This is a genomic window from Leisingera sp. SA215, from assembly GCF_055902035.1.
Genome location: NZ_JBVVXU010000004.1, coordinates 14,440 through 30,015 on the forward strand (window position 1 = coordinate 14,440; position 15,576 = coordinate 30,015).

13 protein-coding genes are annotated in these 15,576 nt (G+C 62.4%); 8 read left to right on the forward strand and 5 right to left on the reverse strand.

Going from position 1 to position 15,576, the window contains the following annotated elements:
• Positions 1-20 precede the first annotated feature (20 nt).
• Positions 21-791 (forward strand): rhomboid family intramembrane serine protease, encoded by a 771-nt coding sequence (locus AC0KW6_RS05845; RefSeq protein ID WP_474034390.1) that lies wholly within the window; start codon positions 21-23, stop codon positions 789-791.
• Between the two features lie 331 nt (positions 792-1,122).
• Positions 1,123-1,503: a GFA family protein gene (locus AC0KW6_RS05850; protein ID WP_474034391.1), complete on the forward strand. Its 381-nt coding sequence runs from the start codon at positions 1,123-1,125 to the stop codon at positions 1,501-1,503.
• 81 nt (positions 1,504-1,584) lie between these two features.
• Here the strand turns inward: AC0KW6_RS05850 and AC0KW6_RS05855 are convergent, their stop codons facing one another.
• Entirely contained in the window at positions 1,585-2,370 is a 786-nt protein-coding gene (locus tag AC0KW6_RS05855) for an inositol monophosphatase family protein (protein ID WP_323783240.1), read from the reverse strand.
• 189 nt (positions 2,371-2,559) lie between these two features.
• On the opposite strand from AC0KW6_RS05855, the gene AC0KW6_RS05860 reads away from it, so the two are divergent.
• Complete coding sequence (locus AC0KW6_RS05860) at positions 2,560-3,579, forward strand: NADP-dependent oxidoreductase (RefSeq protein WP_323783243.1); 1,020 nt, start codon at positions 2,560-2,562, stop codon at positions 3,577-3,579.
• Positions 3,580-3,662: 83 nt separating this feature from the next.
• Here the strand turns inward: AC0KW6_RS05860 and AC0KW6_RS05865 are convergent, their stop codons facing one another.
• Positions 3,663-4,568, reverse strand: a complete 906-nt coding sequence (locus tag AC0KW6_RS05865; RefSeq protein WP_474034393.1) for a LysR family transcriptional regulator — start codon at positions 4,566-4,568, stop codon at positions 3,663-3,665.
• Positions 4,569-4,666: 98 nt separating this feature from the next.
• Here AC0KW6_RS05865 and metF point away from each other — a divergent pair, with 98 nt between their 5' ends.
• The 3 genes from metF (at position 4,667) to AC0KW6_RS05880 (ending at position 6,682) form a co-directional block, all read left to right on the forward strand.
• Positions 4,667-5,536, forward strand: a complete 870-nt coding sequence (gene metF / locus AC0KW6_RS05870; protein WP_323783250.1) for a methylenetetrahydrofolate reductase [NAD(P)H] — start codon at positions 4,667-4,669, stop codon at positions 5,534-5,536.
• A 64-nt stretch (positions 5,537-5,600) separates the two neighbouring features.
• Positions 5,601-6,086, forward strand: a complete 486-nt coding sequence (locus AC0KW6_RS05875; RefSeq protein WP_474034395.1) for a PaaI family thioesterase — start codon at positions 5,601-5,603, stop codon at positions 6,084-6,086.
• An 80-nt stretch (positions 6,087-6,166) separates the two neighbouring features.
• Positions 6,167-6,682, forward strand: coding sequence for a DUF2867 domain-containing protein (locus tag AC0KW6_RS05880; RefSeq protein ID WP_474034397.1), 516 nt, complete (start codon positions 6,167-6,169; stop codon positions 6,680-6,682).
• A gap of 96 nt (positions 6,683-6,778) precedes the next feature.
• Here the strand turns inward: AC0KW6_RS05880 and AC0KW6_RS05885 are convergent, their stop codons facing one another.
• From AC0KW6_RS05885 to AC0KW6_RS05895, 3 genes are read right to left on the reverse strand one after another with little or no spacing between them, the layout of a single operon-like run.
• Positions 6,779-7,855: a DUF2235 domain-containing protein gene (locus AC0KW6_RS05885; protein ID WP_474034398.1), complete on the reverse strand. Its 1,077-nt coding sequence runs from the start codon at positions 7,853-7,855 to the stop codon at positions 6,779-6,781.
• On the reverse strand, positions 7,833-10,130 hold the full coding sequence (locus AC0KW6_RS05890; RefSeq protein ID WP_474034399.1) for a xanthine dehydrogenase family protein molybdopterin-binding subunit: 2,298 nt from the start codon (positions 10,128-10,130) through the stop codon (positions 7,833-7,835). Before AC0KW6_RS05890 ends, AC0KW6_RS05885 begins: the two co-directional genes overlap by 23 nt.
• Before the next feature lie 48 nt (positions 10,131-10,178).
• Entirely contained in the window at positions 10,179-11,330 is a 1,152-nt protein-coding gene (locus AC0KW6_RS05895; RefSeq protein ID WP_474034401.1) for a type III PLP-dependent enzyme, read from the reverse strand.
• Positions 11,331-11,436: 106 nt separating this feature from the next.
• Here AC0KW6_RS05895 and AC0KW6_RS05900 point away from each other — a divergent pair, with 106 nt between their 5' ends.
• On the forward strand, positions 11,437-11,874 hold the full coding sequence (locus AC0KW6_RS05900; protein WP_323784103.1) for an Lrp/AsnC family transcriptional regulator: 438 nt from the start codon (positions 11,437-11,439) through the stop codon (positions 11,872-11,874).
• A 523-nt stretch (positions 11,875-12,397) separates the two neighbouring features.
• Positions 12,398-15,457, forward strand: a complete 3,060-nt coding sequence (locus AC0KW6_RS05905) for a valine--tRNA ligase (RefSeq protein ID WP_474034402.1) — start codon at positions 12,398-12,400, stop codon at positions 15,455-15,457.
• The last annotated feature ends 119 nt before the right edge of the window (positions 15,458-15,576 follow it).

A 15,576-nucleotide genomic window follows, 5' to 3' on the forward strand; every position in this document is an offset into this window, starting at 1 on the left:
TTCCGGCCCAGCGTTTCCCCATGTTTCCGATCCGCGACCACAACCCGTCCGGCCGCAGGCCCTATGTCGTCTATGCGCTGATGACGGCGAATATCCTGGCCTATATCTATTACACGGCCAGCTATGCCTCCCCCCGCGCACTGGTCTATTTCTATGATGCCTATGCGGTGGTTCCGGCCGAGGTCAGCAACGGGTACGGGTTTGAAACCCTGTTCACCTCATTGTTCATCCATGCCGGCCTGATGCATCTGGGCGGCAACATGCTGTTCCTGTGGATCTTCGGCGACAACCTGGAGGATGAGATGGGCCATCTCCCCTTCCTTGCGTTCTACCTTGCCAGTGGCATCGGCGCAGGGCTGATCCACGTCTATTCGGCGCCGGGGTCCATGGTGCCCACTGTCGGGGCTTCCGGTGCCATTGCAGGCGTCATGGGCGGTTACCTGCTGATGTTCCCCAAGGCCCGCGTCGATATCCTTCTGGTGCTGATCATTTATTTCCGCATCTTCACGATCCCCGCCTTTGTGATGCTGGGCGTTTGGCTGGCGATGCAGTTTTTCGGCGGCCTCGGCGCCGATCCGGACCAGGGCGGCGTCGCCTATTGGGCCCATGCCGGCGGTTTTGCGGTGGGGCTGATCCTCTGCCTGCCCCTGTGGCTGCGGCGCGGCGGCCCGGCGTTCTGGAACAGGACAGACGGCCAGCCGCCGCATCCGGAAAGCAAGTATGAATACTCCGCCAGCCGCATCCCCAAACTGCCCCGCAAGAAACGCAACCCGGGGCCTTGGGGGAAATAGGATGATGGCAGAAGGTTCGTGTCAGGGGATGCCGGATTTGATGCTTCCCGCGGACGGCAGAGATACGCCGCGGCCGGATCGCAACGGCCCGCAATGGAAATTTGTCACCCCGGCGACTGTCAGGGCTGTTTCAACACCGGCCTGCGGGAAAAAATCCTCGGGTTCATGCAACCCGATGAACACAGAAAGCCGTTTGATCGTCGAGCGGCCCGCAGCAATAATAACCTAAAAGTAATGCAGGCCGCTCTATCCCGACTATCGTCCCCCAGAAGAAGATCGGGATGTCCGGGATGTAGGGCAGCGGAAAGCTGTGTCCAGTACAGGAGGTCAAATGGAACACCTGAAAGCCAATTGCCATTGCGGCGCGGTTGAAATCGAAGCTGATTTCCCCCAAGGCCTTGCCTCTGCCGCGCGCTGCGACTGTTCCTTCTGCCGCCGCCGCGGGGCGGCTGCCGTCACCGCCGTTGCCGCCGGCCTGAAGGTGCTGAAAGGGGCGGAGAACCTCAGCCTCTACACTTGGGGCACTCACACGGCGAAACACTATTTCTGCAAGACCTGCGGCATCTATACCCACCACCAGCGCCGCTCCGACCCCAGGGAATGCGGTGTCAATCTGGGCTGTATCCAAGGCGCCAATCCGCGGACGCACGCGCAAACCTATGGCGAGATCCCCTGGAACGACGGTGTTAACCATCCGTCAGACCAACAATAGCCTTCCGCCCGGCCTTAATAACCTGAAACGAAAAACGCGGCCCAGAGGCCGCGTTTCAAATCGTCGGGTTTCCGGGCTGGTTCAGCCGCGGATCACCTTTGCGAAGTTATCGAAGATCGGCTCGTTCGCGCAGACCACGCTGCCGCTGTCGATAATGCCCGCCTCGGGGTCGATCGCCTCGGCAAAGCCACCGGCCTCTTTCACAATGATGATGCCCGCGGCCAGGTCCCAGGCGTTCAGGCGGCGTTCCCAGAAACCCTCGTAACGGCCGGCGGCCACATAGGCCATGTCCAGCGCGGCAGAGCCCCAGCGGCGCACACCGGCACAGGCCGGCATCAGCCGGGCCAGGTCCTGCAACGTCAGCGGCAGATCGGCGCGGCCGCCGAACGGCACGCCGGTGGCAAAAATGGACTCGATCATCCGGTGGCGGCCCGACACGCGGATCCGGGTATCGTTCATCCAGGCACCGGCGCCCTTCTCGGCAAAGAACATCTCGTCCTTGGCAGCGTCATAGACCACGCCCGCGACGATTTTGCCCTTATGCTCCAGCGCAATCGAGATCGCCCAATGCGGCAGCCCATGCAGGAAATTCGTGGTGCCGTCCAGCGGGTCGACGATCCAGCGGCGGGTGGGATCCTCGCCCTCTTCCTCGCCGCCTTCCTCGGCCAGCCAGCCATAGGTCGGGCGCGCGTTGCGCAGCTCTTCCTTGATGATTTTTTCAGCGGCGATGTCAGCCCTGGAGACAAAGTCGCCGGCGCCTTTCATCGACACCTGCAGATTCTCCACCTCGCGGAAGTCTTTCACCAGGGAACGGCCAGCCTTGCGGGCGGTCTTGATCATCACATTGAGGTTTGCGCTGCCAATCATATCTGCAGTATCCTGTCACGTCGGGGAGATGCCGGTCAAACCGTGCCTATACGCCCCCTGCCCGCAGTTGCCAAGGGGCTTTGCCGCAAAGTGCCCAACCGCTTTGACGCCCGGTTACCTTCTCAGGAGCGGTTGAAATCCTGCGTCATGACGCCCAGAGTTTGACAAAATCAGATCAAGGAACAGCTCATGTCCGACCAGATGCAGCGTATCGTGCTGGCCAGCCGCCCCGAAACCCAGGCCAGCGAAGACAACTTCCGTCTTGAGGTTGCCGGCTTGCCCCAACCCGGCGACGGCGAAGTGATCGTAAAAGTCCACTATATGTCGCTGGACCCCTATATGCGCGGACGCATGAATGCGGGAAAATCCTATGCCGCACCGGTCGAAATCGGGGACACTATGACCGCAGGCGGTGTTGGCGAGGTGATGGCCTCAAACAGTCCGGATTTTGTTCCCGGCGACTTTGCTCTGGGCATGTTCGGCTGGGCCAGCCATGCCTGCATCCGGGCCTCGGAGATCCGCAAGCTGGACCCGCAGATGGCTCCGCTTACGACGGCGCTCGGCGTTCTTGGCATGCCGGGGTTTACCGCCTGGCATGGCTTGCAGGCCTATGGCCGTCCCAAGGCCGGCGAAACCCTGGTGGTTGCCGCGGCCACCGGCCCTGTCGGGTCGATGGTGGGGCAGTTGGCGAAACAGGCGGGGCTGCGGGTGGTCGGCATCGCGGGCGGCGAAGACAAATGCAAACTGGCAGTGGAGACATTCGGCTTTGACAGCTGTCTCGATCACCGCGCCCTGGGCTCAGCCGAGGCGCTCAGCGCGGCATTGGCGGCCGCCTGCCCGGAGGGGATCGACATCTACTATGAAAACGTCGGCGGCAAGGTTCTGGAAGCGGTGCTGCCGTTGATGAACAGCTTCGGTCGAATTCCTGTCTGCGGCATGATCGCTTGGTACAACAGTGCGGAAACAGAGCTGACGGCCCCCGCCATCTGGCGTTCCGTGCTGACCAAATTCCTGTCCGTGAACGGCTTCATCATCTTCAACCACTACGACCGTTACCCGGAATTCCTGCAACAGGTCGCGCCCAAGATCGCCAGCGGCGAGATCAAATATCTGGAAGACATCGCCGAGGGGCTGGAGAACGCGCCCAAAACCTTCCTGTCGATGATGCAGGGCGGCAATACCGGCAAGCAGATCGTCAAGCTGGTCTAGGCCCCGCGCCCGCTTGCCAGTATCACGCCACCGCGCGGAGCGGGCACGGAAGCCGGAACGGCGCCCGGCCGCTCCGCACCCTGTCAAACATGCTGCAGCTTGCGGGCTTCGACCTTGGCCAGGCGGATCAGCTCCTGCATGTAAGGTTTCTCGCGGTCCTCGGCCCGGATCGCTGCATAGAGCCTGCGGCTGATCCCCGATTTTGTCAGCGGCCGTGTCACGTAGTCCGAGGAATATTTCACCTCCCGAACCACCCAGTCCGGCAGCACTGATACGCCGCGGTTTGATGCCACCAGCAGCAGGATCACCGCCGTCAGCTCCACCTGGCGGATCGAGGCAGGCTCAACCCCCGCCGGGATCAACAGCTGGCTGAACACATCCAGCCGGGTCTTTTCCACCGGATAGGTGATCAGATTCTGGCCAATGAAATCAGCAGCTTCAACAAATGGTTTCTCTGCCAGGGGATGCTGGGCCGAGGCGACAAACACGGCATTGTAATCAAACAGCTCAATAAACTCGACGCCGGCAATCTCCTCGGGATCGGAGGAGACCACCAGATCCACCTCCTCCTTTTGCAGCGCAGGCAGCGCATCAAAGGCGAGGCCAGGGCGGATATCCACATCCACATCGCCCCAGTTTTTGCGGAACCCCTCCAGCACCGGAAACAGCCACTCAAAACAGGCGTGGCACTCGATGGCGATATGCATGCGCCCGGTGTGCCCGTCGCGCAGGGAGGAAAACTCCGCTTGTGCTGCTTCAAGTTGCGGCAAAACCTGCTCGGCCAGCCGCAACAGGCGCTTTCCCGCCGGTGACAGTTTCATCGGCTTGGAGCGCCGGATGAACAGTTCGACGCCGGCTTGCTCCTCCAGCCCCTTCACCTGATGGCTCAGCGCGCTTTGAGTGATGTTCAGCTGATCCGCGGCACGGGCCAGCCCGCCAGCCTCGTGAATGGCCTTGATCGTGCGGAGGTGACGGAACTCAATATGCATTATTCGATTGCGCTCATGTTGTTCTTGAGGATTATGAAATTGTCTCACAATGCTGCGCATGCAACAAGAGGTGAAATCAACCTAGCGAGAGACCTGAGATGACGACGCCCAAGATTTCCTTTGAATTCTTTCCGCCGCAGAATCTCGAAGCCTCCTTCCGGCTTTGGGACACCGTGCAAGTCCTCGCCCCGATGGACCCGCGGTTTGTGTCCGTAACCTATGGCGCAGGCGGCACCACCCGCACGCTGACCCGCGATGCGGTGGCTGCCCTGCACAAATCCTCCGGTCTGAATGTCGCCGCGCATCTCACTTGCGTGAATGCTTCCAAGGCCGAAACGCTGGAGATTGCCGACCAGTTCGCCGAAGCCGGCGTGTCCGAGATTGTCGCCCTGCGCGGCGATCCGCCCAAGGGCGAAGGCAAATTCATGCCGCACCCCGACGGTTTTGCCAATTCGGTGGAGCTGATCAAGGGGCTGGCCTTGCGCGGCAATTTCAACATCAAGGTCGGCGCCTACCCGGACCGCCACCCGGAAGCCGCGGATCAGGCCGCAGATGTGGAATGGCTGAAGCGCAAACTGGATGCCGGCGCGGATGAGGCGCTGACCCAGTTCTTCTTTGAGGCCGAGACCTTCTTCCGCTTCCGCGATGCCTGCGAAAAGGCCGGTATCGACAGCAGCAAGCTCACCCCCGGCATTCTGCCGATCGAGAACTGGAAGGGCGCGCGCAACTTTGCCAAGCGCTGCGGCACCATCATCCCTCAATGGGTCGAAGACGCCTTTGACAAGGCCCTGCGCGACGACCGCGAGGAACTGCTGGCCACCGTACTTTGCACCGAACTGTGTTCGGACCTGCTGGAGGGCGGTGTGGACAAGCTGCATTTCTACACGCTGAACCGCCCCGAGCTGACCCGCGATGTGTGCTTTGCCCTGGGTGTCACTCCCAAGGTTTCGCTTCAGAACGTGGCGTAAGCCTTGCGGGCCCCGGCGCGCGGTTTCTAATGGAGGGAATTTCCCCGCCAAGGACCCGCGCGCCATGTTTTATGCTGACAAACCTGCCGACCTGCTGACAGTGGAGCAGATCACCCGGATTTCCGGTCTTGATTTCATGCAGGGTATCCTGGACGGCCGCTTGCCCGGCCCCCCGATCGCAGCAACGCTGGGCTATCATCTGCACAGCGTCGAAGAGGGTCAGGTTGTGTTTCGCGGCACGCCGGAATTCCCGGTCTGCAACCCGATGGGCACCGTGCATGGCGGCTGGTACGGCACGCTGCTGGACAGCGCCATGGCCTGCGCGGTGATGACCAAAGTGCCTGCGGGGTCGGTCTATACAACGCTGGAATACAAGATCAACATTCTGCGGGCGATCCCGCTGGGCACCACCATCGACTGCAGCGGCACCATCGACCACGTGGGCCGTTCCACCGGTGTCGCGCATGGTGAAATCCGCGGGCTGCAAGACGGGCGGCTTTATGCCACCGGCTCCACCACCTGCATCGTGATGCAGGCAGCCCCGGGCTGACCCGCCTTCCGGGCTTGCCCGCTGCCTGCATCCGGCTATGCTTCTTCCCAGCTGCCGGACGACCGGAAAGAGGGCTGATCATGCCGCCAAACAGTTTCGGCCGGGCCGCCACTGCCCGCATTCAAATTCTGGCTCCTGCCAAGGAGCTGGATTTCCTGGATACGCAATCCATCGTCCTGCCCGTCCCTGTCACTCCGCTGGCGGCCTGGAACATCATGCACGCGCGGCCACTGCCTGGCATGAACCTGGCTGTCCGGCTGCGCGACGCGATTTCAGCCTGTTTCGGGGTCAAACGCATCGGCGGCATCAGCCGCACGCCAAAAGCGGCGGTCAAAACAGGTGATAAGCTGGATTTTTTTCTGGTGGAGGCCCTGTCGGATGAGGTTCTGACCCTGACCGTCCGGGACCGGCATCTGGATGTGATGACCTGCGTTTCCTCCAACAGCGGTGTGTTGTCGGTGACATCGTCCGTCAAGACGCACAATCTGTTCGGCCGGGTCTATATGATCCCGGTCCGCCCCGCCCACAGGCTGATCGTGGCCCGGACGCTGAAACGTCTGCAGCAAGAACTTGCGCGGCGGGCGCTTGGCGGCTAATCGTCATTGCCGCCGTGACCGTTTCGCTCGGGACAGGCTTTGCGACCGGGCCCGGTTGCCTGGCTGGCCGGGGTTAAACCCGGCTGCGCCGAGGCATCAGGTCTTCGAGAACATGGCCAGCCAGCCACCACCTTCAGCGGCCCCCTGCTTGCCGCCATCGACGCTGCTGTGCAAACGCTCGCTGCCGTCCAGACCAACCCGGCGGCGGCTGCGCAGCAGGAAAATCTTGCCCCATCCGCGCCAGGTGCCAACAGAAGGTGCATTTGGATCCACCGGATACCGCATACGCCAGTCCAGCGGCAGCGGCAGACCGCGGTCCTCGGCCTTCTCCAGCATCCACACCAGCGGAATGTTTGCCTTGGGGCGGGCCTCTTCAAATCCGCCAAGCTGGCCGCCGACGTCGCCATGGGCGCCGCGGAACCAAACCTGTTCCACATGACCGCGCCAATCCTTGGGGCAATCCCACAGCACCGGATTGAAAACATCGCGGGTCTCGTCCAGCGCCAGCGCGTGGTAGCCGCTTTTGACGTGGTGGCCCAATTGGTGGTTGTGGAAATTGTGCCGGTTCTCCGCCCAGCGCCACAGCAACGGCAAACGCAGCCCCAAAGCCTTGACCGTGTCCCAGACGCCGACCATCTCAATCCCGACCTCTTCGTGGCAATGCGCCGCGGTGAAGGCACCCGATGACTTTGACCGCCCGTTCAGGCGGTAATGCCGGTAGGCCGTGCGAATGTTGCGCACCGTTGCATGTTCCGCCTTCAAAAGGCCGATCCGGTCGATCACACCGGCCAGCGAGCGCACTGCATAGGCGCCGCGGGAATAGCCGAACAGAAAGATCCGGTCGCCGGGACGGTAGCGGGAGGCAAGATATCCATAGGCCCAGCGGATCTGGCGGTTGATGCCGCGCCCCATCATCACGTCCGGCGCACTGCCCCAGCCTTTCCACTGCACGCCGGATTCATAAAAAATCGAGACCTCGCCGCTCATTTCACGGCACAGCCGGAACAGCTGGCCGGCATGAGTTTCATTGCCCTCATCCAGGGTCGACATGGTGCCGTCCAGGATAATCACATGGGCCTGCGGCCCGCGCAGCTTGGTTTCGCCGGAATGCACCGAGCGCAGCGGCCGGCCAAGCCACTCAAGAACCTTTTTACTCAGCTGCGTCAGAAACATCCCTAAGCACTTCCCAAACTCTCTGCGGGGTGAACGGCATGTCCACCTGCCGCACACCACGGTCCCAGACCGCGTCCTGCACCGCATTGGCGACCGCCGCCAGCGCGCCGACGGTGCCCGCCTCGCCGCAGCCCTTCATTCCCATCGGGTTCTGGGTCGACGGCACGGGCTCGGAGGTAAACCCAATCATGGGGAGGCCGCTTGCGCGCGGCAAGGCATAGTCCATGAACGAAGCTGTGAGCAGCTGTCCGTCTGAATCGTAGACAACCCGCTCCAGCATGGCCTGTCCCAGCCCCTGCGCCACCCCGCCATGCACCTGGCCCTCGGCCAGCAGCGGGCTGATCAGATTACCGAAATCGTCGACTACAGTGTAGCGCTCAACGGTGGAATTCCCAGTCTCCGGATCAATCACAACCTCGGCAACATGGGCGCCATTGGGAAACGAACGTCCCGGCAGCCTGGCCCGCGCCGCGTGGCGCTGCAGATCGAGCCGCCCTTGCGCGCGGGCCATCTCTGCCGCTTCCAGCATGGTGGGGGTCAGATTGGAACCCGGAGCACGGAAGGTATCGCCATCAAATTCGATCGCTTCCTTCTTCACGCCCATCTCCTCCGCCAGGAAGGGGATGAAGGCCGCGATCATCGTCTCCACCGCGGCCAGCGTGGCGTTGGCCTGGGTGGTGACCGAGCGCGACCCGCCAGTGCCGCCGCCCGTTGCAATCCGGTCGCTATCGCCCTGGATCACTTGAATATGGTCGGCCGGGATACCGCTCTGGTCCTCAAGGAACTGGGCATAGACTGTTTCATGCCCCTGGCCGTTGCTTTGCGTGCCGACATAGATATTCACCCGGCCACCCTCCAGAAACTCCACTTCCGCGCCTTCTGAAGGATCGCCCAAAATGCTTTCGATATAGTAACAGACCCCGACGCCCCGGTACTTGCCGCGTTTACCATCTGCGGCGCGGCGAGCGGCGAATCCCCCCAGATCCGCCTCATCCGCCGCGCGGCTCAAAACTTTGCCGAAGTCGCCCACGTCATAGGTCTCTCCGGTCACGGTGCCATAGGGAAAGGCCCCCGGTTTGATAAAATTGCGCCGCCGCAGCTCCAGCGGATCGACGCCCAGCTCGCGCGCGGCGCGGTCCATCGCCCGCTCCAGAACATAGATCGCCTCTGGGCGCCCAGCGCCGCGGTAGGCATCCACCTGGGTGGTGTTGGTATAGATCCCCTCTACCTGCAGCCAGGCAGTCTGGATGTCGTAGACGCCTGCCAGCACCCTGCTGAACAGCTGGGTCTGGATCGGCTGGCCGAAAGGCGCGTTGTAAGCGCCGAGGTTGCAGCGGGTGCTGACCCTGTAGGCGGTGATTTTCAAACTTTCATCAAAGGCCAGTTCCGCCAGCGAGGTCAGGTCCCGCCCGCCGTTGTCGCTCAGCATCGACTCGGTCCGGTCGGCAATCCAGAACACCGGGCGACCAAGCAAGCGGGCGGCCTGGGCGACGGCAAAGTATTCCGGGTACGGAAAAGCCTTCATGCCAAAGCCGCCGCCCACATCCGGGATCGTGACTTTGACGTCTGCTTCATCCAGCCGCATCTTGGCCGCCAGCTGGGATTTGATCGCCCAGACCCCCTGCCCGCCGAAGGTGAAATGCAGCCGCCCGCCGGTCCATTCGGCAAAGCAGCCGCGCGGTTCCATCGAGTTGACGATAATCCGGTTGTCCTCCACCTGCAGCGCAACGGTGTGCGCCGCGGTGCGGAAAGCCTCGGCCGTTGCGGCCTCATCCCCCATGCCCCAGTCAAAGGCGCGATTGTCCGGCACCTCCGCATGCAGTGGCTCACCGCCCGGCAAGACGTCCATCTTGGCAGGCAGATCATCAATGCCGAGCTCGATCAGCTCTCCTGCATCACGGGCCTGATCCAGTGTCTCCGCAATGACCACCGCCACCGGTTCCCCCACATAGCGCACACGGTCCCGTGCCAGCATCGGCCGTTCGGGGGCGGCGCCGCTGGAGCCATCCCGGTTCTTGACCGTGGTGCCATCCATGGAGACGTCAATGCCGGCAGCCTCCAGATCCGCTAGGGTGATAACCGCATGGACACCGTCGCACGCGCGCGCATCTTCAATGTTCAGCGCCGTGATCACGCCATGCGCCACCGGACTGCGCAATACCCAGGCGCGCAGGGCGCCTGCCGGGGCAGCATCCTCGATGTACTGCCCCTGACCGGTCAGAAACCGCAGGTCCTCGACCCGCTTCACCGGCTGACTTTTACCGAATTTTCCCATGCTTGCCCCCTTGATCGCGCTGACTGGCGTTTCGGGGCGAGACTAACCTCAGCGGGCAGCTTGTCCAGACAGCTCAATCACCGTCGCCACGTCAGACAGCCCATAGCCGTTGAATTGCGTGCTCATCGCGGATGAATAGGCCCCCAGCCCCGGAAACAGCACATAGTCGCCGGTTTCGGAATCAGCGGGCAGCGGCAGCCCGTCCGGCAAGCGGTCAAGACTGTCACAGGTCGGCCCGAACACAACGCGGGGCTGGCGCAGGCCTGCACGATGGGCGCCATCCGCCCCGACCACTTCCACCCGCCCCGGCAGACCCATGTCGCGGATATCAACCAGCCCGCCATAGATGCCGTCGTTCAAAAACACCACCTCGCCGCCCTTGCGCATCCCCTTGATTCGAGCTGCCAGGGTGAAGCTTTCAGACACCATCGCCCTGCCCGGCTCGCAGATCAGCGTGGGTTTGTCCGCGCCGAACACCTGACCCGCGGCGGCACCAATGGCGTCAAAGACCTTCTCCAGATCCGGCGCCACGCCATCCCGGTTGGCCGCAAACCCGCCGCCCACATTAAGGCGTGCAATCTTCACCCCCGCCGCGTCCACAATCCGCTTGGCTGCGTGGACGTATTCCACCCAAGCGCTTTCGTCCTCGCACTGGGTCCCGGGGTGGAAGCACAGCGCCGGCGTCCAGCCATCTGCCGCCACCTGTTTCAACAGCTCTATGGCTTCCTCCGGGGCGGCGCCGAATTTGCTGCCGAAATCATAGACCGCACCGGCCACCGGCAAGGCAAAGCGTACAGCTACTTCGCAAGAGCGCGGCACTGCGCCCAGTTTCTCCAGCTCGCTCAGCTCATCCACCGACCAGCTGGCGACGCCATGTTCGATCCCCGCAGCGATCTCTGCCTTGGAGCGCATCGGGTTATTGTAGTGCATCACCGCATCGGGGCTGGCAGCGCGCACTGCCGCCATTTCGGCGGGCGAAGCTACATCAAACGCGGTGATCCCTGCCGCCACCAGATTGGACAATACGGCTGGATGCGGGTTGGCCTTAACGGCATAGGTCACCAGCCCCGGAAACCCCCGCTGAAACCGCCCCGCAACCTCATGCAGCACCCGCGGCGAGAAATAGAGGATCGGGTGATCCGGCGTGCTGCGGGCCAGATGGGATTCAGGGGAAAGCCAAAGCGGTGGAATTTGCTGCATCAGGGAAAACCTCGTTCGTTTTTTGTATTTTCCGATGATTTCCCGTCGATTCCGCTCGTCAATTCCACTAAAGTGACGGAAACAGACGTCAAATCGTAGGCAATTTATGCAAACCGACGGCACTGATCAGCGCCTCGTTACCCTCCTGCGGGAAAATGCCCGCCGCCCGGTTGCCGATCTTGCCCGCCATCTGGGGCTCGCGCGCACCACCGTGCAGGCAAGAATCGAGCGGCTGGAAGCCACCGGGGTAATCACCGGCTACACGCTCAAATGCTCTGCAGCCTCCCGCCCGCCGTTGCAAGCCACGGTGCTGATGTCGATCGAGCCGCGCTCAGGGCCAGAGGTGCTCGCCCGTTTGCGCAGCCTGCCGGGGGTGGAGGTGGTGCACACAACCTCGGGCCGGTTCGACCTGCTGGCCCAGGTGGTGGCGCAAAGCACCGCCGAGCTGGACCAGACCATCGACCATATCGCCGAGGCGCGCGGCGTGCGCTCCTCGGAAAGCCTGATCCATCTGGCCACCAAGCTGGACCGCACCGGGCAGTAGGCGCCAAACCCTGCGCTCGCAGTCCGGCAGCCAACCGCGGAACAGCTTGGCAGCCGGGCGCATTGAACCGCGATCCAGCTAGATCAGGCGGCACGCCTTCTGCCCCGGCACTTCGGCCTCCGGCAGGCTACGCCGCACTCTCCGAGCGGGCGGCAGGAAAGACCAACCCGCGCCGAAATTTACCCCCTTCGGTACCAACAGGAACGCCGCCGCAAGATCCGGGTCGGCGAATGAGATGTGCTCGGGGAAAAAAGCGGCCCACTCTCCCAATGCGGTACAGGCTGGAGAGCCGATGACCGCACCAGGAAGAGGCCGCCTCCGCCGTTGGCAGGATTATCTCTTTCGGACGGACGGCCCGGTTGCGGTGGCGCTTCGACCTTGCTTCTTGCTGGTCTGAAATACTCAAATCGCGGCCGCCGCCCCCTCCCACAGCGGCTTGCGGTAAAGAAAACCCCATATCCGCCTTCCCCTTCCTGCCGCCATTGGGTAATTGATCGCCCAACTGCATGAGGGATCAAGACGCATGGCGATGGAAAAGACGTTCAACGCGGCCGAAGCGGAGAGCCGCCTTTACAAGGCCTGGGAAGAGGCCGGCTGTTTCAAGGCAGGCGCCAACGCCAAGCCGGAGGCCTCCACCTATTGCATCATGATCCCGCCGCCGAACGTCACCGGCGTCTTGCACATGGGCCATGCCTTCAACAACACGCTTCAGGATATTCTGATCCGCTGGAAGCGGATGCAGGGTTACGACACTCTGTGGCAGCCGGGCACCGACCATGCGGGGATCGCCACCCAAATGGTTGTCGAGCGTGAGCTGGCAAAAAACCAGCAGCCGTCGCGCCGCGAGTTGGGCCGCGAGAAGTTCCTGGAGAAGGTCTGGGAATGGAAAGAGAAATCCGGCGGCACCATTGTTGAACAGCTGAAACGCCTTGGTGCGTCCTGCGATTTCTCCCGCACCGCCTTTACTATGGCCGGTGCCCATGGCGACACCCGTACCGGCCACGAGAATTCCCCCAACTTCCACGATGCCGTGATCAAGGTCTTTGTGGAGATGTATAACAAGGGCCTGATCTACCGCGGCAAGCGGCTGGTCAACTGGGACCCGCATTTCGAGACCGCGATTTCCGACCTTGAGGTCGAAAACATCGAAGTTGCCGGCCACATGTGGCACTTCAAATACCCGCTCGCGGGCGGCGCCACCTACACTTACGTGGAGAAGGACGAGGACGGCAACGTGATCCTCGAGGAGGAGCGCGACTATATCTCCATCGCCACCACCCGGCCCGAGACCATGCTGGGCGACGGCGCGGTGGCTGTGCACCCCTCGGACGAACGCTATGCGCCCATCGTCGGCAAGCTGTGCGAGATCCCGGTCGGTCCCAAGGAGCACCGCCGCCTGATCCCGATCATTACGGACGAATACCCGGACAAGGACTTCGGCTCCGGTGCGGTGAAGATCACCGGCGCGCATGACTTCAACGACTATCAGGTCGCCAAGCGCGGCGGCATCCCGATGTACCGCTTGATGGATATGCGCGGCCAGATGCGGGCTGACGGTGAAAGCTACGACGCTGCCGCCACTCTCGCCATGGCCGTGGCCAAGGGTGAGAAGGTGCTCTCCGAGGCCGAAGCCGACGCTGTCAACCTGGTGCCGGATGAGCTGCGCGGTCTGGACCGGTTCGAGGCGCGCAAACTGGTGGTTGAGCAGATCACCAGCGAAGGCCTGGCGGTGATGGTCAGCGTCACCAAGACCGATCCTGAGAGCGGCGAAGACGTTGAGGTGCTGGAGCCGTATGTCGAGAACAAGCCGATCATGCAGCCCTTTGGCGACCGCTCCAAAGTGGTGATCGAGCCGATGCTGACCGACCAGTGGTTTGTTGAGACCGACAAGATTGTTGGCCCGGCGCTGGATGCGGTGCGCAATGGCGATGTGAAGATCCTGCCGGAGTCGGGTGAGAAGACCTATTACCACTGGCTGGGAAATATCGAGCCCTGGTGCATCTCGCGCCAGCTGTGGTGGGGCCATCAGATCCCGGTTTGGTATGGTCCGAGCATTGTTGCCAATGAGGATGGCAGCGAAACCGAAGACTATGACAATCCCAAAGCCTTCTGCGCGCCAAGCTTTGAGGAAGCCACGATCATTGCGGAGAAGTATTACCACTCCTTCAAGTTCACGCAAATTATCGGTGGCGAAGCGGACGACCGAAACACCTCCCAAGAACTGACGGACAAAGTTTATGAAGAGCCAGTCGACCGGGTCTTCCTCTGGCGCGATCCCGACGTGCTCGACACCTGGTTCTCCTCCGGCCTCTGGCCGATCGGCACCCTGGGCTGGCCGGAAGACACCGCGGAGATGCAGAAATATTTCCCGACTTCGACCCTGGTCACCGGTCAGGACATCCTGTTCTTCTGGGTTGCCCGGATGATGATGATGCAGCTAGCCGTGGTCGATCAGATCCCCTTCGACACCGTCTACCTGCATGGCCTGGTGCGCGACGCCAAAGGCAAGAAGATGTCGAAATCCACCGGCAACGTGGTGGACCCGCTGGAGATCATTGACGAGTTCGGCGCCGACGCGCTGCGCTTCTCCTCGGCCGCGATGGCGGCGCTCGGCGGCGTGCTGAAGCTGGATATGGAACGGCTCAAGGGCTACCGGAACTTTGGCACCAAACTGTGGAATGCGGTGAATTTTGCCCATTTCAACAAGGTCTATGATGCTGACGTCCCGGCCTATGATTGCCCCGATGCACAAGCCGCAGTGAACCAGTGGATCATCGGCGAGACCGCCAAGGTGCGGGTTGAAGTGGACGCAGCGCTGGAGGCCTACCGTTTCAACGACGCCGCCAATGCGCTTTATGCCTTTACCTGGGGCAAGGTCTGCGACTGGTATATCGAGCTGTCGAAGCCGCTGTTCAACTCGGATGACGAGGCGGTGATCGCCGAGACCCGCCAGACCCTGGGCTGGGTGCTGGATCAATGCATGATCCTGCTGCACCCGATCATGCCCTTCATCACCGAAGAGCTGTGGGGCAACACCGCCAAGCGCGGCAACATGCTGGTGCATCAGGACTGGCCCGCCTACGGCACCGAGCTGGTCAATGCGGACGCCGACGCCGAGATGAATTGGGTGATCACCGCGATCGAGAACATCCGCTCCACCCGCGCGCAGATGCATGTGCCGGCCGGTGCCAAGGTCCCGATGGTGGTGACCGAATTCTCCGATCAGGCGCGCGCCGCCTGGGAAAAGAACGAGGCGATGATCCAGAAGCTTGCCCGTATCACCTCGCTGGAGCAGGTCGGCAGCTTCCCCAAGGGCTGCGCCAGCGTGGCCGCCCCCGGCGCCGCCTTTGGCCTGCCGCTGGCGGATGTGATCGACGTGGACGCCGAAAAGGCGCGTCTGGAGAAGTCTCTGGGCAAGCTTGCCAAGGAACTGGGCGGCCTGCGCGGGCGGCTGAACAACCCGAAATTCGCGGCCTCGGCGCCGGAAGACGTGGTTGCGGAGGCCAAGGCAAACCTTGCCGCGCGCGAGGAAGAGGAAGCCAAGGTCAAGGAAGCCCTGGCCCGCCTGGCTGAGATCGGCTGAGCCGGCTGTTAAACACGTTTCGAACGCCCGCCTTCTCCGGCGGGCGTTTTGCATTTCGCGGCAAAGCCCTGAACCCGGCGCAAATTACCGCGGAACGGAGTAATTCTTGACAACCGCCC